This is a genomic window from Aeribacillus composti (assembly GCF_007827555.1).
Taxonomy (GTDB): Bacteria; Bacillota; Bacilli; order Bacillales; family Aeribacillaceae; genus Aeribacillus; species Aeribacillus composti.
In genome coordinates this window covers 54,685-75,961 of sequence record NZ_VISS01000018.1, presented here as the reverse complement: position 1 = coordinate 75,961, position 21,277 = coordinate 54,685, and the positions used below count along the sequence as shown (strand labels likewise).

Sequence of the window (21,277 nt, the reverse complement as noted above, 5' to 3'; positions counted from 1 at the left end):
ATTTTCTTCATTCTTGAATATATGAGAGGATAGGAAAATGGTTAATGAAATAAAAATGTATTTTTCTCATCACAAACCAATTTATGTTATACTTGCTGCAATCATGATAGGATGCGGACTGCAATATTTCATACTTAGCAATGAGAATATGAAGTCTGTACAGGATGCTTTATCGGAAGAATCGGAGTCATTGATTTTCCAAAGCTTCTCTGTCGATATCATTGCCCTAATTGCCTTGCTATATTATATTTTTTGCTCTGCTGCTTCAATCATGAAAGATGGAGTTTTTGAAAAAAATAAAAGCACCCGTAAAATGATTTTACATAAAATATACGCTTCTTATTTGTTCGTATTTATTTGCAACGGAATCATTGTATTATTGACTAGCATAATCGTTATCATACTTTATGGATTTCATCATGATATTTTTTATCATGCATTGTTATTACTTATTGCGAAGTCCTATACCGCAATTTTTTATGTAACATTATCTATGTTTTTGGCTGTTCTATTCAAAAAGTATATGTTTATTTTTTCCATGCTTTTTGTTGTGGAGATTGCAAAAATTGCGGTTTTTGCATTTCTGCGTAAATTTGCTGTTTTTGATTACGTTATATTCAATCATTTAGATATTTCTTCTTATTTCCATTTGCCGTCTTCGGGAATTGATAAGGGATATAACATATTATTTTCCATTGCCATATATTTAGCGTATATATTCCTTCTGCAAGCTTTGAGTGTTTATATATTCAACAAGAAAAGAGAGCGTGTAACCTATTAATTAACATTTATCGTTGTTATGGATGGCATTATCACCATTGTAAAGATTTTGAAAAGGCCGTTTAGCTCGCTAGGCTAGCTGTTAAAAATACTTTTGCTTCATATCAAAAGAAAAGAAAAGTCAGACCTGTTCTCTTTTGTCCATTATATGATTAACTGAATATACCAATGGAAAATTTCCGTTTCATAAAAATATGAAAGCACGGCTCCAATACTTATGAAAGGTCCGAATGGTATCGCCGATTTACGGCTTAATTGTTTCGTGATGATGCCAAATAGACCGAATAATGCCCCAATCAAGGTAGACAGGAAAAAAGCTAATAACACTCCTTTAAGACCTAAAGCATATCCTAAAACAGCAAATAGTTTAATATCTCCGCCTCCCATTCCGCCATTGCTTACAATGGCAATGATATAAAGAAGGATAAAACCGACAGTCATTCCAATTATCGAATCATACCAAGGATGAAGCGGAATCCAGGTCCGCAGGAGAACAAATAGAATGAAGAAAAAGATTAAAATTCGATTCGGAATCAATTTGTAAGATAAATCACTCACCGTAATAATGATCAGGAGTGAAACAAAGGATAGTGCTACTAAAAGCTCCTCGTTAAATCCAATTTTGTAAAAACTAAAAACAAATAGTAAACCTGTGATCAGCTCCATCACTGGGTAAATAGCCGAAATCGGAACACGGCAGCTGCGGCATTTTCCTTTTTGAAGCAAGTATGAAAAGATGGGTATTAATTCATACCAGGATAAGAAATGGCCACAATGCGGGCAGTGCGACCTCGGCTGAACGATTGAGCGTTTTTTCGGGATGCGAAGACCGACAACATTAAAAAAAGACCCGAAAATGATTCCGATAACAAAGAAAAAAAGGTAAACGAAAACCATTGCCAAACTCCTCGTACATTAGTGTTCAGGGCTGTTTTTATCATTTTGCGATTCCTTATTTGTTTCTGATGAATGATTTTTATCTGTTGAATCAAAATAAAAAGTAGTTAATTGAATTTCCATCGTAATAGTTTGATTCGTTTCGTCCTCTAAAAGCTCCTTTTCCCCCGGTTTTGTGAATGAAAGGACGTCCACTCGGGTGATTCGCTCCAATTTTTCTATTTCTTGTAAAAATTGTAAAAAATGCTTGAAATCTGGTGAAACAACCGACAGATTAAAGGTTATTAGCTTCACGTTTTTATATTTTTCTTTCTCTGTCGTTTCGTTGGAAGCTGATTGGTTTTCGCTTTGATTAGACGGAGCATCCGCATTTTCATTTTCAGATTGATTGGCTGCAGACTCCATTTCGGTTGACTCATTTTGCTCCTTATTTTCGTTCGTATTGTTCGCATCTGTTTTAATGTTTTCCGATAATAATTCCGATTCAGACAGCGTTTGCTCATCCTTAAAGGAAATGTTCTGGATTTGGCTGCCGCTGACGTATTCCGCTTCCTGTAAATCAAGCAGCAGCTGGTCCATATTGCGGCTTAACGGCATTTTTTTCTCTAATTGAGCAGTATTTTCTTCCTTATCCGTTTTACTTTTATTTAATTGTGCTTCCAATTGCTTCATTTCCACTTCAAGCTGATTGGCATCTAACTGTGCAAGCGCAACATCGTCTTTCAAAGGCTTTACCGTATACATATACACAACGCCAATAAGCAAAAACAGTAAAACGATTAAACAATAAAAAAAGATTTTCCTTTCTTGGAGGAAATCACTCATCTTCTTCACCCCCGTTTTCGTCCTCTAACGCCGAAGAATGAGTCTCAAGAATAATATTCACATCATATCTCGGAATCTCCTTGAACATTTCTTCATCCACTTGTTCATCTGAAGCTTCTTCAAATGTGAAGGTTTTAATTTCTTTGATCCTTACATTTGTAAAAAGAGGGGAAGAGACGAGCTTTGAAACATAAGATGCGGCAACATCCAATGATTCGAATTGGGTTTGGATCGACAATTGTTTATTTTCATATTCATAATGGCTTAAATAGCTATGATTTGGCAGCAATTCCAGCAATTCTTCAATGAAATGTGAGGTAGGTGCGGTCAATTCCTCTGTTTTAGCGACCGCTTCTTCTAAGCTGCCTGATTGTCCATTTTTTTGATTTTCTACTTGAGTTTCTAAAATTTCCTTATCCATTTTTAAATTTTCAATTCTCGTATCGGCCAGTTTTTTCTCATTTTTCGTATGAATATATTGATAAACAATGATCGATAAACAGATTAACCAAATAACAAGAAAAGAGATAAAAATAATCAAAACCGTCGAACTTTGTCTTTCGGATTTCGGCAATAAATTTATTTCAGGGATCACTTAACTTCCCCCTTTCAAGGCAAGCCCTAAAGCAGGTATAAAATGACGAGGAACTTTATCCATTTTTTCAGGAGAAAGGTAAGCATCTAAAATCGTAACGGGAATTTGAAATTGACCTTCTATTTTTTTTCTAATCAAATCTAAGTTTGGAAAATCTCCTAACAGCATAATTTTCGATACAGCTTTCTGACCTTTATGAATGGAGTAGCGGTAAAAATTCATCATCCGCTCCAATTCCATTATTTGATCATCAATTAAACCTAAAAATTGCGCTTCGTCACCATTATACGTCCAGGTGAGCAGATCATCATCGTATTGGTAGCTTGTCCAATCGTTCATTTGAATATCTAAATCTTGAAATCTTAAAAATTCAGGCTGGTTCTCCGAAAAAATACTGATCATGATTGAGTTTAAATTCAACTCCAAAAATAAATATGCTTCATCTGTATTTTTTGTCATATATGTATATTGGAAATACCGATATACGCCGATGGAACGAATATCAGCAGCTACTGGCTTCAGTCCTGCATCAATTAAAATTTCCGTATATTTTCTCATTTCATCTTCTGGAACGGCAAAAAGAAGCCCTTCGCGTTCTGTTTGGGTATCAGCCTTTCCAGGCAATGGTGATACATCAAAGATTGGATTGTCAAATGGAAGATAAAGTGTATGTCCTAATTCCATAATAAAGTGGCCGTTGATTTCTTTATCTTTTAAATGAGCAGGAAACTTTACCTTTCTCATAATGACAAGGGAATCAGGCGCATAAAACTGGACATTCCGTCTTTTGATTCCCCACTCTTTGACGGTCTCCTTCATAAAATGATAAAACTCCATCTCATCAAGAATTCGCCCATGCTCTAACAGGCCGTTCGGTATAGACTTTTCTTTGAAATGTTTAATATTTGTTAAATCGCCGCCGGAATGATCCACCATCCGAAGCGCGTAATCATCGATGACTAAGTTGATTGTTTTTTTAGCCGAAAGAAAAGTGAGCATAGGCGAACCCTCCTGTGACCAAATATTTTGGAAAAGAGAAATACTTCAGCTTTTGATAGAAAGTATTCAGGCAAATTATTATGTTTACATGTTCCAAGTTAAAACGAAAAAGATTCTTTAATCATCTTCATTTAAGAAAGCTCGTAGTCGTCCTTCAGTAGCAGGATCACCAACACCATTTATATCATTTGCAGGATGACCAGAAATTTTCCATTTTTTCTCTTCAAATGAAACTTTGAAATTTGGATTAGCTGTTTCAAAATCAATATACTCTTCAAGTTCATCGGCAGTATAAGTTTTTGAACCAGAAGTATTATCTTTTGCATATTTTAGCTTGGCAGCTGAAATAATATTTAATGCCTCTGATACAGTAGCCCGTTCTTTAGAATTGCCAATGACATTTGCAATAATCGGGATTGCAATAGCTAGTATGATTGCAATGATGATAATAACAGCCAATAGCTCAATTAATGTCATCCCTTTTTCTTTTTTGAGAAGTTTTACATGTTTTCTCATTTCATATTCCTCCTTTGTTTTTAGTTTTCATAAATTAACTTTCATAAAGCAAAACGACAAGCGCTTGTTATGTTCCCGTAAACTTTATTAACTCGATTTCTTGACCACCCCCTAAAGGAATTTTTTTGGAATCTAGTACAATACGTTTCTTTAGACATGCTTTAATGCTGCAAGCTTTGTCATCTATTTACATTTGCTGATAAATGCTAAACATAGGAATCATAATGGCAAGAACAATTGTCCCAATGACAAAGGCTAAAATGACGATCATAATCGGTTCGATCAGCGATTTCAAAATTTCAACGCTGCGGTCAACTTCCGCTTCATAGAAATCAGCTATTTTGGTTAACATGAAATCTAATGAACCAGTCTCTTCGCCGATCGCCGTCATATGGGTGACGAGCGGCGGGATCACCCAGCTTTTTCTAAACGGTTCGGACAAGCGGTCTCCTTTTTCTAAACTATCACGTGCGTCCAACACAACTTTTCCAATGACTGGATTGTTAACAACCCGCTCAACAATAGTTAATGCTTGTAAAATCGGCACTGAACTAGAAAAAAGGGATGATAATGTCCGCGTCATTCTTGCAATAGCTGATTTTTGCAGCAATTTGCCGAAAACAGGCATCTTTAACAAAATAACATGGACAGTGTAATAAAAGGCTTTATTGCTCTTCATTAACAAGCTGAAAGCAAGAATCGCTGCTAATAAGACGAGAAGTACAATCCACCAAAAGTTTTGAACTACATGGCTTGCGCCAACTACGAATTTCGTAATGGCAGGCAGTTCGCTGTCAAATTGGGCAAAAATTTCGGTGAATTTAGGCACAATCGTTAGCATCAGAAACACAACAACTGCAACAATGATAATGATTAATGTGATTGGATAAGCAAGGGTTGATTGAATTTTTTTCTTCAAATCGTATTGCTTTTCAAAATAAGCCGCCAGCCTGTCCAATGTTTCGTCCAAACTCCCGCTGGCTTCCCCTGCCCGAACCATATTGACAAAAATGGGCGGAAAAATTTTCGGATATTTGCTCACGGCATCTGAAAAAGCATTTCCTGTCCGCAATTCCGTTTCAATCTCAGCCAATACTTTGGCCAATGCTTTGCTTTCCGTCTGCTTTGATAAAATATTCGTTGAATCTACAATAGAAACTCCTGCACGGATCAGTGTTGCAAATTGCCGGCAATAAATGACAAAATGTTGGTTTTTCACAGGTCTGCCAATCGATACTTCCTTATAGATCAAGCCTTTTGCTTCATTGATCTCACGGGGGCTTATTCCTTGTTCTCTTAATTTTGCTATCGCATTTGTTTTATTTAGTGCATCAATCGTACCTTTCTTTAGCTGTCCTGTTTTCGTACGACCGACATATTTATAGATAGCCATTTTCATCACCTTTATTGATATATGGCATGGCGCTTTCGTAAGAAATTTTTCCTGAGCTTAATAAGCTTTGAACCGACATTTCCAATGTATGCATTCCTTGAGCTCTATTCGTTTGCAAAACATTGTGGATTTGATGAATTTTTTCATTGCGAATCAAGTTTGAAATGGAAGGATTATTAATTAAAATCTCCGTCGCAACCGTTCTCCCGGATCCGTCCTTTAGCGGAAAAAGGCGCTGTGATATGATTCCTTGCAAAACGTTTGCTACTTGAAGGCGAATTTGCCTTTGCTGATGGGGCGGGAACACATCTATGATCCGGTCGATCGTCTGAGCTGCACTGCTTGTGTGCAATGTGGCCAGCACTAAATGACCTGTTTCAGCAGCAGTAATAGCTGTCGATATCGTCTCAAGATCCCGCATTTCCCCCACTAAAATAATATCCGGGTCTTGCCTTAAAGATGCGCGCAGTCCGTTTGCAAAGCTTTTCGTATCTGAACCAATTTCCCGCTGATTGATAATGGATCGCTTATGGGAATGAATATATTCTATTGGATCTTCTAATGTAATAATATGTTTGGAATAGTTTCGATTAATATAATCGATCATCGCTGCCAATGTCGTTGACTTACCTGAACCGGTTGGTCCCGTGACGAGAATTAACCCTTGGGGCTTTTCCATCAATTTCTCGACAATGGAAGGTATTTTAAGCTCTGCGATCGTTGGGATCTTCGTCGGTATAACCCGGATCGCGACACTTATATGATTGCGTTGGCGAAAAGCGTTTAATCGAAACCGTGAAATTCCCTCTAATTCATAGTTAAAATCAAGCTCGCCCTGCTGCTCGAACGTATCCCACATCGTCTCCGGAATAAGCTCTTTTGCCATTCTTTCCGTGTCGTTTTTAGACAATGAATGGTCTCCATAAGGCTTTAGCTCGCCGTTTATGCGAAAAACCGGAGGAGAGTCGACAATTAAATGGAGGTCTGAAGCATGATCCGTAAAAGCTTTTTTAAGTAAATCTGATATATTGTATGACATGAAGCCCACCTCCTACTCGAGGACAGCGACGCGTAAAATTTCTTCTGTTGTCGTTAATCCCTCTTTTACTTTCAGCAAACCGTCATCGATTAAAAATTTTAATCCTTTTTCCCGTACAAAATTTTGCAAATAAGAAGTTGACGTATTATTCATGATGAGTTCACGAATCTCCGCATCGATCGGCAATACCTCTTGAATGGCTAGGCGCCCGCGGTAGCCGGTCATGTTGCAGCTCGGACAGCCTTTGCCTTTTGCAACCGTCTCGATTTCAAGGCCTCTATTCGCAAAAATTTCTTTTTCTCTTTCAGTCGGGCGGACGATTTCGCGGCAATCCCGGCACACTCGTCGAACTAAACGCTGGGCTACAATGCCAATGATTGAAGACGATATGAGATACGGTTCAATGCCCATATCGATTAATCTCGTTAAAGCAGCAACTGCACTATTCGTATGTAGAGTACTTAATACTAAATGACCTGTAAGTGACGCCCGAATGGCAATTTGTGCTGTTTCTGTATCACGAATTTCGCCGATCATAATAATATCCGGGTCCTGGCGCAAAATCGAGCGAAGCCCATTGGCGAATGTCAGGCCGATATCTTCATTTACTTGAATTTGATTGACTCCTTCGATCTGGTATTCGACAGGATCTTCAACCGTGATGATATTTACATCCTCTGAATTTAACTGATTTAAAGCTGCATACAATGTCGACGACTTTCCGGATCCTGTAGGTCCAGTGATTAATATTATTCCATTTGGCTGCTTTAGCATAGTAATAAATTTTTCCAAATTTTCATCTGTAAAACCGATTTTTTCCACACTGTTTAATACATTGCTTAAATCAAGAATCCGCATCACGACTTTTTCGCCAAAAATTGTCGGCAGCGTGGCGACACGAATATCCACCGGTTTAAAATTAATCGTTGTTTTAATTCGGCCGTCCTGCGGCAATCTATTTTCTGTAATATTTAAGTTTGCCATAATTTTAATCCGGGCAATGATGACATTTTGCATATGTTTTGGCAGTGACCGCTCTAAACGTAAAATGCCGTCGACCCGGTAGCGGACCTTTACGTCCGTTTCTTGCGGGTCAAAGTGGATATCACTGGCACGCTGGGCAAGACCGTTGGCAATGATTTGGTTGACAAGACGAACAACAGGAGAATCTTCATCCGTTACTTTTGCTTCATCCATTGAATCCTTTGGTGAAAGATCACTCATGATCTCTTCCATCGATTCTTGAAGATCATAATATTTTGTGATCGTTCGATATAATTCATCTTTTGTCGCAATAGCGGGTTCAATATGGCATCCTGTTGCCATTCTCAATTCTTCTATAGCAAAATAGTCCATCGGATCCGCCATTGCAACAAAAAGTTTATTTTTATCTTTTCGGATTGGCATCACATAATGCCTTTTTGCCAGCTCTTTTGGAATTAATTGAAGAACATCCTGATCAATTGGATATTGATAAATATTAATATGCGGTATTCCTAATTGGAACTCCAATACTTCAATCAGCTGCTGCTCGGTAATAAAACCTTCTCTCAGCAGGGCATCCCCTAATTTTTCATCCGGTGACTTATTTTTTAATGTTTGGTTTAATTGTTCATTTGTAATGAGTCCAGCTTCTAAAAGCAAGTCTCCTAAACGCTTTCTAGACAATTTCCGTTCACCTCCAAAGATGCTGGCTTTATCATATTCATTCAGATTTCCTTTTCTCTAACGGCGTTGCCTTTATTTCACATATTCCGGCTCTTCCTCCACACTTTCCTCCATTAATTGCTTTTCGTATTCCTCTTCGCTTTGAAAACGGTCTTGCCCCATGCTTTCAGTCCCGTCGGTACCATTGTCCGTATTTATATCCTTTTGCTTCGTTTGGTCCGTATTTGTTGAATGATCAGCATTTGCATTACTAGGATCCGCTTGGCTACTATTCGTATTTGTATCGTCCGAATTCGTTTGGTCATTTTCGTTATTCGCATTATTATTTTGATTTTCAGAAGAAGGTAATGCTAATAAAATGATTTCAGGTACAGGCAAGTAAAAGTCAGTGCTAATCAACTCACGGGAAAGCTCCGCGCCGTTTTCGGCTACTGACACTCGGTATACTTCCACTCGCTGACCATTTACACCGTTTTGTATAACGCGCTTGCAGCATGGCTGTAAATCCTTTTTATAACGATAGATGGTGCGATAATGAATATCTTCTTTATTTTCAATTTTGTATTGATATTTTGTTTTTTGAGGTGCGGACAAGATCGCCATTTTCAATTTTGATCCGTTTTTTTCAGCTTGAATTGTGTATATATAAGGTCCAGGATTTGAAACGACGAAATCTTTATCATCTGTTTGACTGACTTTTGCTTCAATCCCTGCTTTTGAATAGGCCGGAATTACTCGCTGCGAATGGCGCTCAATAATCTCTACATTTGTTTGCAGGAGCAAAGAATACAGCATAGAAACGACGAAATTTCCATCATCCTCCCTAAAATAACTCACCTCATTTGCCACTTGCTGCAAAAACGAAAATGAATTTCCAGGTGTTATCTTTTTTCCATTTAATTCTTCTACTAACTCATCTAAAAAGATATAGTCTTTCGGAATTTTCCAGCTTGCTTCAGCAATTACATCATTTTGTTCGTTTGCTTCTGTTAAAACCGCTTGAATGTTATGTTCTCCTAAATAAGAGGCCGTTGTTTCAATGTTGTCTATCGTTTTGACTTTATCAATATGGTTCGGCCATTCTGAAAGTTCTTCATCCGTTATATTCACTTTTACAACCAACGGCAGATCAACTGATTTTTTTTTAATAAAGAAGGCATACCACGGTGTTTTTGTTTTTTCGAGCAATTGATCCATCGTTTGATTCAGGTCATACTGAATATCTTCAGATGGAATGGTTAATATTTCCGTGGGTGATTCAATCGTCATATCACTTTGATTTTTCCACTCATTGATCTTATCTGATAAAATGTCTTTAGCTTCATCAACAGTCATTCCACCGACATCAATTCCTCCGACTGTAGAACCATCAGGAATTGTAAAGGCAGCGTTTGCGATATGGGGAGTTCCGAAACTAATGGTCGCAGCTGATATAGCGATTATGAAAGAAAAAAACAAAGCCATTAACCTTTTCATCCTGCTCATAAAGAACCTGCCTTTCTATGTATCATTTGTCTGATCAAGCTTAGAAGGCTGAAACCGGCAAATAAATATATATTACTAAGGTTGACTTTTCATTTCAATGCCAATATTCGGGATCTTTTAGAAGCGCGGTTGATTGCGCAAGGCTCCAGTTCCTTAGAGCTTGTTTCTTCATCGTATGAGTAAAAGAAGAAGTACAATTGATTTGTCTAATTCAGCCTGTAAAAATATAAAATTTTACAAAATAGGTAAAAAATACAGCTTTATTTAGTTAAAAAGACCTATTTTGGAGTAAAATGAAAGCAACGAAGATGAAATATTTTGTATAATAATAGCAAAATTACAGCGATTCATCCACAATAAAATGTAAAAATTTGAATAAATAGTAAAAATATTGTTTTCTTTTAGTCTAAAAGGCTTTATTTTGAAGTAAAATAAAAGTAATAAATAATGTATTTTTGTATAATCATAGCAAATTTTGGAGAGAAAAATTTTTACGGATTTAGTAAAAATGTTCCATATACTTACATTCTATTATTATGATTCGTTTAAGACAATGGTTTTTTAGTCAAAAAGTCCAATTTCAGAGGATATAGTTCCAATTCACTACAGCCATTGCGACTATTACTTAATATTTAAAAAAATGGGTGAATATTCTATGAAAATGAAGATTGTGAAGAAAATGGACGGGTTTACACTTGTGGAGATACTAATTTCTCTCGTCATTCTTTCCATCATTATTTTGGCATTTCTTAATCTTTTTGTTTTTACAAATAAAACAACTGTAGTAAACAATGATCAATTAGTGGCAATTCATCTGGCGAAATCAACAATGGAAAGAATTAAGATGAATCCTTTTTCTTATATTGATGAACCAGATAATGATCGCTTTAATCAGCCGCAAGTTTATACTTCTGACAGCTGCTCGAACCGTCCAGATCCCGATGAATGTGAACTTTTGTTTTCTCCACTTATAAATAATAAAACGTATGCAGTTCAAGTAACGGTCAGTCAAACTGCTAATGAAAAAGCGATTCGATTAATGAATGTACTTGTTGAAGTGAATTTACAAAATTCAAAAACACCCATTACTTCAAAGGTTGAAGGGTATGTGAGCTATGAGTAAAAAAATCATATCCTCTAGTAAAGGAATTTCGTTAGTAGAAGTTCTTTCAGTGGTTTTATTGGGTTCTGTTATCGGACTGATCGCTTACTCTGTTCTTTTTAGCGGATTAAAAACATATGACCGTGCTATGGAAGAAGCAGCATTGCGCGATGAAGCAGATTATATACTCGCCCATTTAATTGATGAGCTGTTTGTGTTAAAGGTTAGTGAGATTAAGGAGCGGAAATTGCCGGATCCAAGCGGGAATTACTTTTTGATCAAAAATGACGGCAGCAAAATTGGTTTTGATCATGAACATTCACGTGTAGTGATTAATAACAAAGAATTGTCGTTAACAAACGGAAATATCGTGCTTTCTCGCGAATCAAAATTGATAGAAACTGAACGAGAAGATGTGTTTGAAATTTTGTTAGTTTTACAATCTGCTAAAACACAGCAAACAATGAAACTGAAAAGTATTGTGAGCATTATCAATGATCGAAAAGGAGTGCAAAATAATGAAAATCTTAATGAATGAGAAAGGATACTCCTTGATCTTAACCATGTTGATCTTTTTACTATTTACAGTCTTGTCTGTTTCCGTTTTGACAGTTGCTTTATCTGGAGTGAAAAGAAATCAAACAAGCGAGGATTATGTTCAAGCTCGTGAATTAGCCAATAAAGGAATTGAACATATTACGAATCAGATTCAAAGCGATTTGAAAAATGAACTAGGAGAAGAAGGAATCACCCGCAGCGAGTTTATAACGAAATTAAATACGATTTTAAATCGCTATAAAGACGTGATAAATAGTGTTCACAATACTGGCGCAACTGGTGAATATCGAGTATATATACGAAATATAGAAAATGTAATAGAAAATGGTGAAGAAAACCCGCTAAAGAAGAAGATAACCTTTTTAAGCAGAGGATTTGTTGATGGCAAGGAAAAAACGGTTATTTCAGAAGTTGAAATTGGTGCACAATCTGTTTTGGAGACATTACATTATGCGCTCGGTGCCAACAAATTATGTAAAACTCCAAATGCCTGTATACCTGGTGAAGGAAATATGTTTTTGCACGGCGGAGTTTCGATCACAGGGGATATGAAGGTAGACGGGAATTTAATCATAACAAACCGCGGATATGCATATTTAAGTGGTGAGAAATGGATTGCGTCCGTTTACCCGAGCATTTTACCAACACAAGGAAAAGCAAACGCAAACTTACTACTTGGCGGAAATATTTTTACCTTTAATCATACCCCTACATATGAACAACATATTACAACTTCTAATTTTGGAAGTTCTTATACAAAGCTAACAGATCGTATTGATGATGCTTTTTACAATCGGCAAGCCCCGGTTATTGTAAAAAGGCAGCCGATCCGTGATGACATTCAAATTCCTGCACAAAAATCGGTTTTTTATTATAAACATAATTCTCCCGGTGTAACGATCATAAAAGCTAATAATAGAATAATCTCAAACCAAAATCGGCCTAATGACAAAGTTTATGCGAGTCATGATGAATGTATTTTATGGTGTAATCAGAAATACGATGGAAATTACACATTTACTGGGAATAATCTTTTTAAAAGCTTTGCCACTGCAGGTTCATTAACAATTCGCAATTCAAATAATCAATTCAGACAGACCACCTTTAAGGAGGGGGCCTATATAGAGAAAGATTTAACAATTGGCAACGGGTCTGATTCGTACAACCCAAATAATTATGACAAAATTCGGGTGGACGGCCCCATATTTGTGAACGGTGATCTGACGATTAGAGGGGCTGATGCGGAATTTAATTCTATTATGTATGTAATGGGGGATGTGACGATTGAATATTCGCGCATCAATGGATTAGGCCAAAACGGTTCGTTAATTATTTTTGCAAATGGAAATATAAACATAAGAAATAATAGCGTTAACCAGGATGAACCTAGTAATATTAAAGGGTTTTTCTATTCAGAACAAGCATTAGAAATGTTTGGAGTTGGTTCAAATATTCGTATAGAAGGAGGAATATCAGCGAGGCGCATTGTTTTAAATGCGATAAGAGGACGGGCCAGCAATCAAAATTTTAGTGGGGCGCAAAAAATTACGAATAACGATTATTTTGAAGGTGCACAAAACCAAATAGGCAAGCCTTCTAGGCTGCAAATTATTTATGATCCGGAAATTATCAATACGTATGCAGATATAAAGTCTAGAGAGCCCGTTATTAAAAACTTAGATCCGCCTAAAATTATTAATCGTGACATAGAATAAATACCTTTCATCTTAATTTTTTTGCCGATATGACCACCGCCTCTCGTGTATAGCGAAGGCGGTGGAGGAATCGGCTTCTTTTTTAGCTTTTTGTGATGTTTTTCCGTTGCAATACTTTCCGTTATGATCATAAAATGAAAAATTAAGAAATGACAGTCTAAAAGCCAATTTTTCGAGAAAATTGTCGAAAGCCGAAATGGATATTTTTGCTGTTACAAAAACATCTTTAATTGATTTGAATGATGCAAACCGTTTTAATTAATCTGATAAAAGTGATGGAGGCGAGATTTGCTTATCCATGTAAAAAAGTATGGACGAAACGATTATTCGCTGCAATGCGGTTTGACAAGCTCAAGCCTCTTTTATCCTCTTGTAAATGGAAATATACAACAAACAGACAAAACAGCTTAAAACAGAACGAACAAAAACGACAAATTTACGAACAACTAAGAGCTCGCTTCTTCTGAAGATCCTCCGCATCTATTGCAATCAAGCTCGCTTTCTTTAAAACCTTCAATCGGAGTATAATTAATTGATCGCTACTTCAGAAGCATAAACTTTTCCATTCTTGAAGCATATGAGCAGTGAAAGCTTCGTTTGATTTTAAAGCCAGCTCTAAAAGTGCTTTTTTGTTTCATATCATTCTTAGTCTCATACTCAAGAACGATTGAATATTGAGCACGGTTCATCGCATATAATGGGAAAGTATAATACTGTATCATTTCAAAATTCATATATGGCCAAAACAGAAAAAGTCATTTGGATGGTAAGGAGGAATGATAATGCCTGAGGAATGGAAAATTATGTTAATTCGCATTGTTTTAGCAGTCATTTTAAGTGGATTTATTGGCCTTGAACGAGAATTTAAACGGCATCCAGCAGGCTTTCGCACGCATTTGTTAGTTGGTGTCGGCTCCTGCATGATGATGCTGCTGTCTCTTTATGGCTTTGAAGAATATATGGATCGTTATGAAAATATGCGTTTTGACCCAGCAAGAATTCCTTCTTATGTCATTAGCGGCATTGGTTTTTTAGGTGCTGGAACGATATTAGTGAGAGGGGTTACGGTAAGAGGATTAACGACGGCAGCCTCGATTTGGGTTGTTGCAGGACTTGGCCTTGTAGTTGGGGCAGGAATGTATCCGTTGGCGATTTTTTCTACCTTGATTGTATTGTTGAGTTTGATCTTTCTCAATAAGGTGGAGGCTTTTTTTGCTGAGAAGTCAAGCAAAAAATGGATACAAGTTAATCTTCCAGAAGATGATTTGGTGGAATTTACTCGGAAACTTGAACAATTAAATATTTCTGTTTATAAAATTCATTTTACATTGTCAAAGCCAAAAGAAACTAAACATGCGAAGCGTTCATATTTACTTGAAATTGGCCTTCCAAAAGATGAAATGCCTGAAATCATAAACGAATTATTGAAATTTCAAGAAGTTAAAAAAGTTTTTTAAAGAGCGGGTTTTTTCCATATTGTAAATGGCAATATTATTAGTGAGCTTTTTTGTTGAAATGACACAAAAAAAAATTTATATTATAATTAAGGTCAAATATAGTCAAAGTCAAGTGACTAGTTGTTATCGTTTAGGAAATAAGCATTACGTAAACATCTTGCCTCCTATCCCTCAAGGATATTGCACATTTCTTGAGCGTTTTGCAATTCCAATCAAAAAGTTGAAGGAGGTGTTTTTCGAGGTGCGGAATATATCTGATATTATCGAGCAATATTTAAAGCATGTATTAGATTCAAGCGGAAAAGAAATTGTTGAAATTAAAAGAAGTGAAATTGCGGATAAATTTCAATGTGTTCCATCGCAAATCAATTACGTGATCAACACTCGTTTTACAATTGAACGGGGTTACATTGTCGAAAGCAAAAGGGGTGGAGGCGGTTATATCCGAATTATGAAAATTCGAATCAATGACCGTATCCAGCTGATCAATCAAATTTTAAATGCCATTGGTAAAAGGCTGTCACAATCGTCGGCGGAGGATATTATTTTGAGATTGGCTGATGAAGAGGTTATTTCAGAAAGAGAAGCGAAAATTATGTTGAGCGTAATTGATCGGTCTGTTTTATATATTGATTTGCCTGATCGAGACGAATTGAGGGCAAGGATGATGAAGGCGATGCTCACCTCGTTAAAATACAAGTGAGGATGTGATGGACGATGATTTGTCAAGAATGTCATGAAAGGCCCGCTACTTTCCACTTTACAAAAATCATCAACGGCGAAAAGACTGAAGTGCATATATGTGAAAAATGTGCACAGGAAAAAAGTGATGTATTCATATTCAATATGAATCCAGGCTTTTCTATAAACAACTTATTGTCCGGATTATTAAATATGGACAGCGCCATTAGCAGCCAAGGGCAAAATGTTTTCAAGAAAAATCAGGTCATTCAATGTGAGAAATGTAATATGACGTTTGATCAATTTACGAAAATTGGTAAATTCGGGTGCTCCCATTGTTACAAAACGTTTTATCACCAAATTACCCCGATTTTAAAACGTGTTCATGGCGGGAATACAACTCACGGCGGTAAAGTACCGAAACGGACCGGTGGAAGTATTCATTTGAAAAAGCGCCTGAAAATGCTTAAACAGGAACTGCAAGAATTAATTGCGAAAGAGGAATTCGAAAGAGCAGCTCAAGTTCGGGATGAAATTCGGTCCATTGAAGCGAAGATAAATGGACGGAACGAAAGGGGAGTATGACATGTCCTTTCAAAAATTTATTCGTTCAGCCATGAGCCCTTGGATGAATCAAGAAGGACCTGATTCCGATATTGTGCTGAGCAGCCGAGTCAGATTGGCGCGAAATATAGAAAATATCAGCTTCCCTACCATTATGTCGAATGAAGAAGCCTTGGCTGTTTTAAATACATTTGAAGAATCATTTTCACAAAGAGTGTTTGACGGTTTAGGGACATTCGTGCTGCTGAAAATGAATGAACTTCAGCCTATTCAAAAACGCGTACTTGTAGAGAAGCATTTGATTAGTCCTTATTTAATGGAAGAATCAGCACTTGGAGGGTGCCTTTTATCTGAAAACGAAGAAGTGAGCATCATGATAAACGAGGAGGATCATATTAGAATTCAATGTTTGTTCCCGGGCCTTCAGCTAAAAGAAGCGTTGAAAATGGCAATGAATCTTGACGATTGGATTGAGGAAAAAGTAGATTATGCATTTGATGAACATAGGGGCTACTTAACTAGCTGTCCAACAAATGTTGGTACCGGCTTGCGGGCTTCCGTGATGATGCACCTTCCAGGACTTGTCTTAACACAGCAGATTAACCAAATTATACCTGCTATCAATCAATTAGGATTGGTTGTGAGAGGTCGGTATGGAGAAGGAAGTGAAGCGATAGGTAATATATTCCAAATTTCGAACCAAATTACGCTAGGCAAATCAGAAGACGATATTGTCGATGATTTAATAGGTGTTGTCGGGCAATTAATTGCTCAAGAACGGGCTGCAAGAGATGCTTTATATAAAACGAATCCGCATCATCTAGAAGACCGTGTATATCGTTCCTACGGCACTCTCAAATACAGCAGGATTATTCCATCGAAAGAAGCAATTCAATGTTTATCAGATGTGCGCTTAGGAATTGACCTGGGAATTATTCAAAATGTTCCACGCAGTGTTTTAAATGAGCTTATGATTTTAATTCAGCCCGGATTTCTGCAACAATATTCAGGAGGAGTTCTACGGCCGAATGAACGGGATATTCGCAGGGCAACATTAATTCGTGAAAGGCTTCAATTAGAAAGGAAGCAAAGGGAGGATGATGAACAATGATGTTTGGGAGATTTACGGAACGGGCGCAAAAAGTGCTTGCTTTAGCGCAGGAAGAAGCTGTACGCCTCGGACATAACAATATCGGCACAGAGCACATATTGCTTGGGCTCGTGCGCGAAGGAGAAGGAATTGCCGCTAAAGCGCTTCACGCTCTAGGATTAAGTCCAGAAAAAATCCAAAATGAAGTGGAAAGCCTGATAGGACGGGGGCAAGAAATTTCGCAAACGATCCATTACACACCGAGAGCAAAGAAAGTCATTGAACTGTCAATGGATGAAGCAAGAAAATTAGGACATTCTTATGTCGGAACAGAACATATCCTATTGGGATTAATTCGAGAAGGCGAGGGAGTTGCTGCGCGTGTTTTAAACAATCTCGGAGTAAGCTTGAACAAAGCGCGTCAGCAAGTTTTACAGTTGTTAGGCAGCAATGAAGTATCCTCAAGCCACCAAGGAAGTTCGATGACAAACGCAAATACTCCGACGCTTGATAGTCTTGCGCGGGACTTAACGGCTGTTGCACGGGAGGGCGGACTTGATCCAGTCATCGGCCGAAGCAAAGAAATTCAGCGTGTCATCGAGGTTTTGAGCCGAAGAACAAAAAATAATCCTGTTTTAATAGGTGAACCTGGTGTTGGGAAAACTGCCATAGCAGAGGGACTTGCTCAGCAAATTGTGAATAATGAGGTTCCTGAAATTTTGAGAGATAAGCGCGTTATGACCCTTGATATGGGAACAGTTGTAGCTGGCACAAAATATAGAGGGGAATTTGAGGACCGCCTTAAAAAGGTAATGGATGAAATTCGCCAAGCAGGAAACATCATTTTATTTATTGACGAGCTTCATACACTGATCGGCGCAGGCGGGGCGGAAGGTGCAATTGATGCTTCCAACATTTTAAAACCTGCTTTGGCTCGGGGAGAATTGCAATGTATTGGGGCAACAACTTTGGATGAATACCGTAAATATATTGAAAAGGATGCTGCACTTGAACGGCGCTTCCAGCCAATCCAAGTCGACGAACCGTCCATTGAAGAGAGCATTCAAATTTTAAGAGGCTTAAGAGACCGATATGAAGCACACCACCGGGTATCCATTTCCGATGAGGCGATTGAAGCTGCTGTTAAACTTTCAGATCGGTATATTTCCGATCGGTTCCTGCCTGATAAAGCGATTGACTTGATTGATGAAGCAGGCTCCAAAGTCCGTCTTCGTTCATTTGCAACACCTCCGAATTTAAAGGAATTGGAGCAAAAATTAGAAGAAGTGCGAAAAGAAAAAGAAGCTGCAGTCCAAAGCCAAGAATTTGAAAAAGCAGCTTCATTAAGAGATACAGAGCAGCGGCTCAGAGAGGAATTAGAGGAAACGAAAAAATCATGGAAGGAAAAACAAGGTCAAGAAAATTCTGAAGTGACCGTAGAGGATATTGCAATGGTTGTTTCAAGCTGGACGGGAATTCCGGTTGTTAAACTTGCCCAAACAGAATCAGAGCGGCTTTTGAATCTCGAAGAAATTTTACACTCGCGCGTTATTGGTCAAGAAGAAGCTGTCACTGCAGTCGCAAAAGCTGTCAGACGGGCACGTGCAGGCTTAAAAGATCCGAAGCGTCCGATCGGTTCATTTATCTTCTTAGGACCGACAGGTGTAGGGAAAACGGAATTAGCCCGTGCATTAGCTGAAGCAATGTTTGGTGACGAAGATGCTATGATTCGAATCGATATGTCAGAATATATGGAGAAGCATTCTACGTCAAGGCTCGTTGGTTCGCCTCCTGGATATGTAGGCTATGAAGAGGGAGGACAATTGACGGAAAAAGTGCGCCGCAAGCCATACTCAGTCGTATTATTGGATGAAATTGAAAAAGCTCATCCAGATGTGTTTAACATTTTGCTGCAGGTGCTTGAAGACGGAAGACTCACAGACTCAAAAGGGCGCACCGTTGATTTTCGAAATACGATTTTAATTATGACTTCAAATGTAGGGGCAAGCGAATTAAAACGGAATAAATATGTCGGCTTTAATGTTCAAGACGAAAATGAAAATTATAAAGATATGAAAAACAAAGTGATGGATGAACTGAAAAAAGCATTTCGTCCTGAATTTTTGAACCGGATTGACGAAATTATTGTGTTCCACTCTTTAGAGAAAAAACATTTGAAAGAAATTGTTTCGCTGATGGCGGATCAGCTGACAAAACGATTAAAAGAACAGGATATAGAACTCGAATTAACGGATCGTGCAAAAGAAAAGCTGGCTGAAGAGGGCTTTGACTTAGAATATGGAGCGCGTCCGTTGCGGAGAGCGATTCAAAAATATGTCGAAGATCGCTTATCAGAGGAATTATTGAAAGGCACGATCTCGCAAGGTCAAAAAGTTGTATTGGACGTGCAAAATAATGAATTTGTCGTAAAAACTGCAGAAAAGGTTCAATAATCCAATGGGCATACTGCTTCACGTATGCCCCTCTCTTTCATTATATTGTCGTTTATCGATTGAACAAAGTGGGGAATAACCGAATGTCAAAGATCAAATCAAAATTTATTTGTCAATCGTGCGGATATGAATCGCCGAAATGGATGGGAAAATGTCCAGGGTGCGGCGAATGGAATTCAATGGTTGAAGAAGTTATCAAGCCAAAGGGAAAACACCGCATTGCTTTTAGTCATTCCGAATCATCCACTGTCAGCAAACCTTCTCCAATTCATCAAATCCAAGCTGCGCAAGAACCTAGAATGCTTACAGGACTTCATGAGTTTAACCGCGTATTGGGAGGCGGAATTGTAAAAGGGTCTCTCGTTTTAATTGGAGGGGATCCTGGAATTGGAAAATCCACTCTCTTATTGCAAGTCTCCTCACAGCTGGCAGAGAGAGGGAACGATGTTTTATACATTTCGGGAGAAGAATCTTTAAAACAGACAAAACTTCGCTCCGACCGACTCGGGGTAAAAGGCGAAAGACTATTCGTGCTTTCTGAAACGGACTTAGAAATCATCATTCAATCCATAATGGAAACTGAACCGGCTTTTGTCATCATTGATTCCATTCAAACGATTTATAACAGTGAAATTGCTTCTGCTCCTGGTAGCGTATCTCAGGTTCGAGAATGTACGGCTGAATTAATGAGATTGGCAAAGACAAAAGGAATTCCGATTTTTATTGTCGGTCATGTAACAAAAGACGGCACAATTGCAGGGCCGCGCATTTTAGAACATATGGTTGATACTGTATTGTATTTTGAAGGTGATCGACACCATACGTACCGAATTTTACGGGCAGTTAAAAACAGGTTCGGATCCACTAACGAAATAGGAATTTTTGAAATGAAGGAAACAGGTCTTAAAGAAGTGCTCAACCCGTCAGAAGTGTTTTTAGAAGAGCGTGCAAAAGGGGCATCTGGTTCAACAGTAGTCGCTTCCATGGAAGGGACAAGACCTGTTCTAGTCGAAATACAAGCTTTAATCACCCCGACAAGCTTTGGAAACCCAAGAAGGATGGCAAATGGGATTGATCATAATCGTGTTTCTTTGTTGATGGCGGTATTGGAAAAACGTGTTGGTTTATTGCTCCAAAACCAAGATGCCTACTTAAAAGTTGCCGGCGGGGTGAAATTAGACGAGCCTTCAATTGACTTGGCAATTTGCATCAGTATAGCTTCAAGCTTTAAAGATGTTCCGACGAACATTTATGATGTTTTTGTAGGTGAGGTTGGTTTAACAGGAGAAATTAGAAGGGTTTCACGAATTGAACAGCGTGTACAAGAAGCTGCCAAACTGGGATTTAAGCGGATTTTTTTACCGAAAGCCAATCTGGGCGGTTGGAAATGGCCGGAAGATATAGAAATTGTCGGTGTGCAAAACATTTCAGAAGCGCTCGAACTTGCAATAGGGGGATAA

At 37.9% G+C, this 21,277-nt stretch carries 20 protein-coding genes; 11 read left to right on the top strand and 9 right to left on the bottom strand.

Annotated elements, in window-relative coordinates:
- The first annotated feature begins 37 nt into the window (after positions 1-37).
- Positions 38-781: a hypothetical protein gene (locus FB379_RS10895; protein ID WP_144597981.1), complete on the top strand. Its 744-nt coding sequence runs from the start codon at positions 38-40 to the stop codon at positions 779-781.
- Between the two features lie 143 nt (positions 782-924).
- Here FB379_RS10895 and FB379_RS10890 read toward each other — a convergent pair whose 3' ends face one another.
- The 9 genes from FB379_RS10890 to FB379_RS10850 form a co-directional block, all read right to left on the bottom strand.
- Positions 925-1,677 (bottom strand): prepilin peptidase, encoded by a 753-nt coding sequence (locus tag FB379_RS10890; RefSeq protein ID WP_144597980.1) that lies wholly within the window; start codon positions 1,675-1,677, stop codon positions 925-927.
- A gap of 18 nt (positions 1,678-1,695) precedes the next feature.
- Positions 1,696-2,502, bottom strand: coding sequence for a hypothetical protein (locus tag FB379_RS10885; RefSeq protein ID WP_144597979.1), 807 nt, complete (start codon positions 2,500-2,502; stop codon positions 1,696-1,698).
- Positions 2,495-3,097, bottom strand: a complete 603-nt coding sequence (locus FB379_RS10880; RefSeq protein WP_144597978.1) for a PilN domain-containing protein — start codon at positions 3,095-3,097, stop codon at positions 2,495-2,497. The genes FB379_RS10885 and FB379_RS10880 overlap by 8 nt, the downstream gene beginning before the upstream one ends.
- Entirely contained in the window at positions 3,098-4,096 is a 999-nt protein-coding gene (gene pilM, locus FB379_RS10875; RefSeq protein ID WP_144597977.1) for a type IV pilus biogenesis protein PilM, read from the bottom strand.
- A gap of 117 nt (positions 4,097-4,213) precedes the next feature.
- The gene (locus tag FB379_RS10870; RefSeq protein WP_144597976.1) at positions 4,214-4,612 is read right to left on the bottom strand and encodes a prepilin-type N-terminal cleavage/methylation domain-containing protein; all 399 of its coding nucleotides are present in this window, start codon (positions 4,610-4,612) and stop codon (positions 4,214-4,216) included.
- Positions 4,613-4,799: 187 nt separating this feature from the next.
- The gene (locus FB379_RS10865; RefSeq protein WP_144597975.1) at positions 4,800-6,005 is read right to left on the bottom strand and encodes a type II secretion system F family protein; all 1,206 of its coding nucleotides are present in this window, start codon (positions 6,003-6,005) and stop codon (positions 4,800-4,802) included.
- A complete protein-coding gene (locus FB379_RS10860) occupies positions 5,992-7,044 on the bottom strand; it encodes a type IV pilus twitching motility protein PilT (RefSeq protein ID WP_117017145.1) in 1,053 nt (350 codons plus the stop codon). The genes FB379_RS10865 and FB379_RS10860 overlap by 14 nt, the downstream gene beginning before the upstream one ends.
- Positions 7,045-7,056: 12 nt before the next feature.
- The gene (locus tag FB379_RS10855) at positions 7,057-8,712 is read right to left on the bottom strand and encodes a GspE/PulE family protein (RefSeq protein ID WP_144597974.1); all 1,656 of its coding nucleotides are present in this window, start codon (positions 8,710-8,712) and stop codon (positions 7,057-7,059) included.
- A 72-nt stretch (positions 8,713-8,784) separates the two neighbouring features.
- On the bottom strand, positions 8,785-10,176 hold the full coding sequence (locus FB379_RS10850; protein WP_158640185.1) for a G5 domain-containing protein: 1,392 nt from the start codon (positions 10,174-10,176) through the stop codon (positions 8,785-8,787).
- A 676-nt stretch (positions 10,177-10,852) separates the two neighbouring features.
- On the opposite strand from FB379_RS10850, the gene FB379_RS10845 reads away from it, so the two are divergent.
- The 10 genes from FB379_RS10845 to radA all read left to right on the top strand — a co-directional run bounded on the left by FB379_RS10845 (position 10,853) and on the right by radA (position 21,277).
- Entirely contained in the window at positions 10,853-11,320 is a 468-nt protein-coding gene (locus FB379_RS10845) for a type IV pilus modification PilV family protein (protein ID WP_157727882.1), read from the top strand.
- Positions 11,313-11,837 carry a hypothetical protein gene (locus FB379_RS10840; RefSeq protein ID WP_144597972.1) on the top strand — a complete coding sequence of 175 codons (525 nt, stop codon included), beginning with the start codon at positions 11,313-11,315 and terminating at the stop codon, positions 11,835-11,837. Before FB379_RS10845 ends, FB379_RS10840 begins: the two co-directional genes overlap by 8 nt.
- Positions 11,818-13,572, top strand: coding sequence for a DUF4097 family beta strand repeat-containing protein (locus FB379_RS10835; RefSeq protein ID WP_144597971.1), 1,755 nt, complete (start codon positions 11,818-11,820; stop codon positions 13,570-13,572). The genes FB379_RS10840 and FB379_RS10835 overlap by 20 nt, the downstream gene beginning before the upstream one ends.
- A gap of 288 nt (positions 13,573-13,860) precedes the next feature.
- Positions 13,861-13,983 (top strand): hypothetical protein, encoded by a 123-nt coding sequence (locus tag FB379_RS19005; RefSeq protein ID WP_277874802.1) that lies wholly within the window; start codon positions 13,861-13,863, stop codon positions 13,981-13,983.
- 371 nt (positions 13,984-14,354) lie between these two features.
- Entirely contained in the window at positions 14,355-15,029 is a 675-nt protein-coding gene (locus FB379_RS10830) for an MgtC/SapB family protein (RefSeq protein ID WP_242009321.1), read from the top strand.
- A gap of 241 nt (positions 15,030-15,270) precedes the next feature.
- Positions 15,271-15,732: a CtsR family transcriptional regulator gene (locus FB379_RS10825; RefSeq protein ID WP_063387474.1), complete on the top strand. Its 462-nt coding sequence runs from the start codon at positions 15,271-15,273 to the stop codon at positions 15,730-15,732.
- A 14-nt stretch (positions 15,733-15,746) separates the two neighbouring features.
- Complete coding sequence (locus tag FB379_RS10820; protein ID WP_063387128.1) at positions 15,747-16,295, top strand: protein-arginine kinase activator protein McsA; 549 nt, start codon at positions 15,747-15,749, stop codon at positions 16,293-16,295.
- A 1-nt stretch (position 16,296) separates the two neighbouring features.
- Entirely contained in the window at positions 16,297-17,385 is a 1,089-nt protein-coding gene (locus tag FB379_RS10815; RefSeq protein WP_063387129.1) for a protein-arginine kinase McsB, read from the top strand.
- Positions 17,382-19,817 carry an ATP-dependent protease ATP-binding subunit ClpC gene (gene clpC, locus FB379_RS10810; RefSeq protein ID WP_063387130.1) on the top strand — a complete coding sequence of 812 codons (2,436 nt, stop codon included), beginning with the start codon at positions 17,382-17,384 and terminating at the stop codon, positions 19,815-19,817. Before FB379_RS10815 ends, clpC begins: the two co-directional genes overlap by 4 nt.
- An 83-nt stretch (positions 19,818-19,900) precedes the next feature.
- Positions 19,901-21,277 carry a DNA repair protein RadA gene (gene radA, locus FB379_RS10805; RefSeq protein ID WP_144597970.1) on the top strand — a complete coding sequence of 459 codons (1,377 nt, stop codon included), beginning with the start codon at positions 19,901-19,903 and terminating at the stop codon, positions 21,275-21,277.

Bases quoted from the DNA above. Each gene is read 5' to 3' on its own strand.
- FB379_RS10890 (WP_144597980.1), bottom strand. From the start codon at position 1,677: ATGGTTTTCGTTTACCTTTTTTTCTTTGTTATCGGAATCATTTTCGGG.
- FB379_RS10885 (WP_144597979.1), bottom strand. From the start codon at position 2,502: ATGAGTGATTTCCTCCAAGAAAGGAAAATCTTTTTTTATTGTTTAATC.
- FB379_RS10870 (WP_144597976.1), bottom strand. From the start codon at position 4,612: ATGAGAAAACATGTAAAACTTCTCAAAAAAGAAAAAGGGATGACATTA.
- FB379_RS10895 (WP_144597981.1), top strand. From the start codon at position 38: ATGGTTAATGAAATAAAAATGTATTTTTCTCATCACAAACCAATTTAT.
- FB379_RS10830 (WP_242009321.1), top strand. From the start codon at position 14,355: ATGCCTGAGGAATGGAAAATTATGTTAATTCGCATTGTTTTAGCAGTC.
- radA (WP_144597970.1), top strand. From the start codon at position 19,901: ATGTCAAAGATCAAATCAAAATTTATTTGTCAATCGTGCGGATATGAA.
- clpC (WP_063387130.1), top strand. From the start codon at position 17,382: ATGATGTTTGGGAGATTTACGGAACGGGCGCAAAAAGTGCTTGCTTTA.
- FB379_RS10840 (WP_144597972.1), top strand. From the start codon at position 11,313: ATGAGTAAAAAAATCATATCCTCTAGTAAAGGAATTTCGTTAGTAGAA.
- FB379_RS10860 (WP_117017145.1), bottom strand. From the start codon at position 7,044: ATGTCATACAATATATCAGATTTACTTAAAAAAGCTTTTACGGATCAT.
- FB379_RS10815 (WP_063387129.1), top strand. From the start codon at position 16,297: ATGTCCTTTCAAAAATTTATTCGTTCAGCCATGAGCCCTTGGATGAAT.
- FB379_RS10835 (WP_144597971.1), top strand. From the start codon at position 11,818: ATGAAAATCTTAATGAATGAGAAAGGATACTCCTTGATCTTAACCATG.
- pilM (WP_144597977.1), bottom strand. From the start codon at position 4,096: ATGCTCACTTTTCTTTCGGCTAAAAAAACAATCAACTTAGTCATCGAT.
- FB379_RS10820 (WP_063387128.1), top strand. From the start codon at position 15,747: ATGATTTGTCAAGAATGTCATGAAAGGCCCGCTACTTTCCACTTTACA.
- FB379_RS10845 (WP_157727882.1), top strand. From the start codon at position 10,853: ATGAAAATGAAGATTGTGAAGAAAATGGACGGGTTTACACTTGTGGAG.
- FB379_RS10850 (WP_158640185.1), bottom strand. From the start codon at position 10,176: ATGGCTTTGTTTTTTTCTTTCATAATCGCTATATCAGCTGCGACCATT.
- FB379_RS10865 (WP_144597975.1), bottom strand. From the start codon at position 6,005: ATGGCTATCTATAAATATGTCGGTCGTACGAAAACAGGACAGCTAAAG.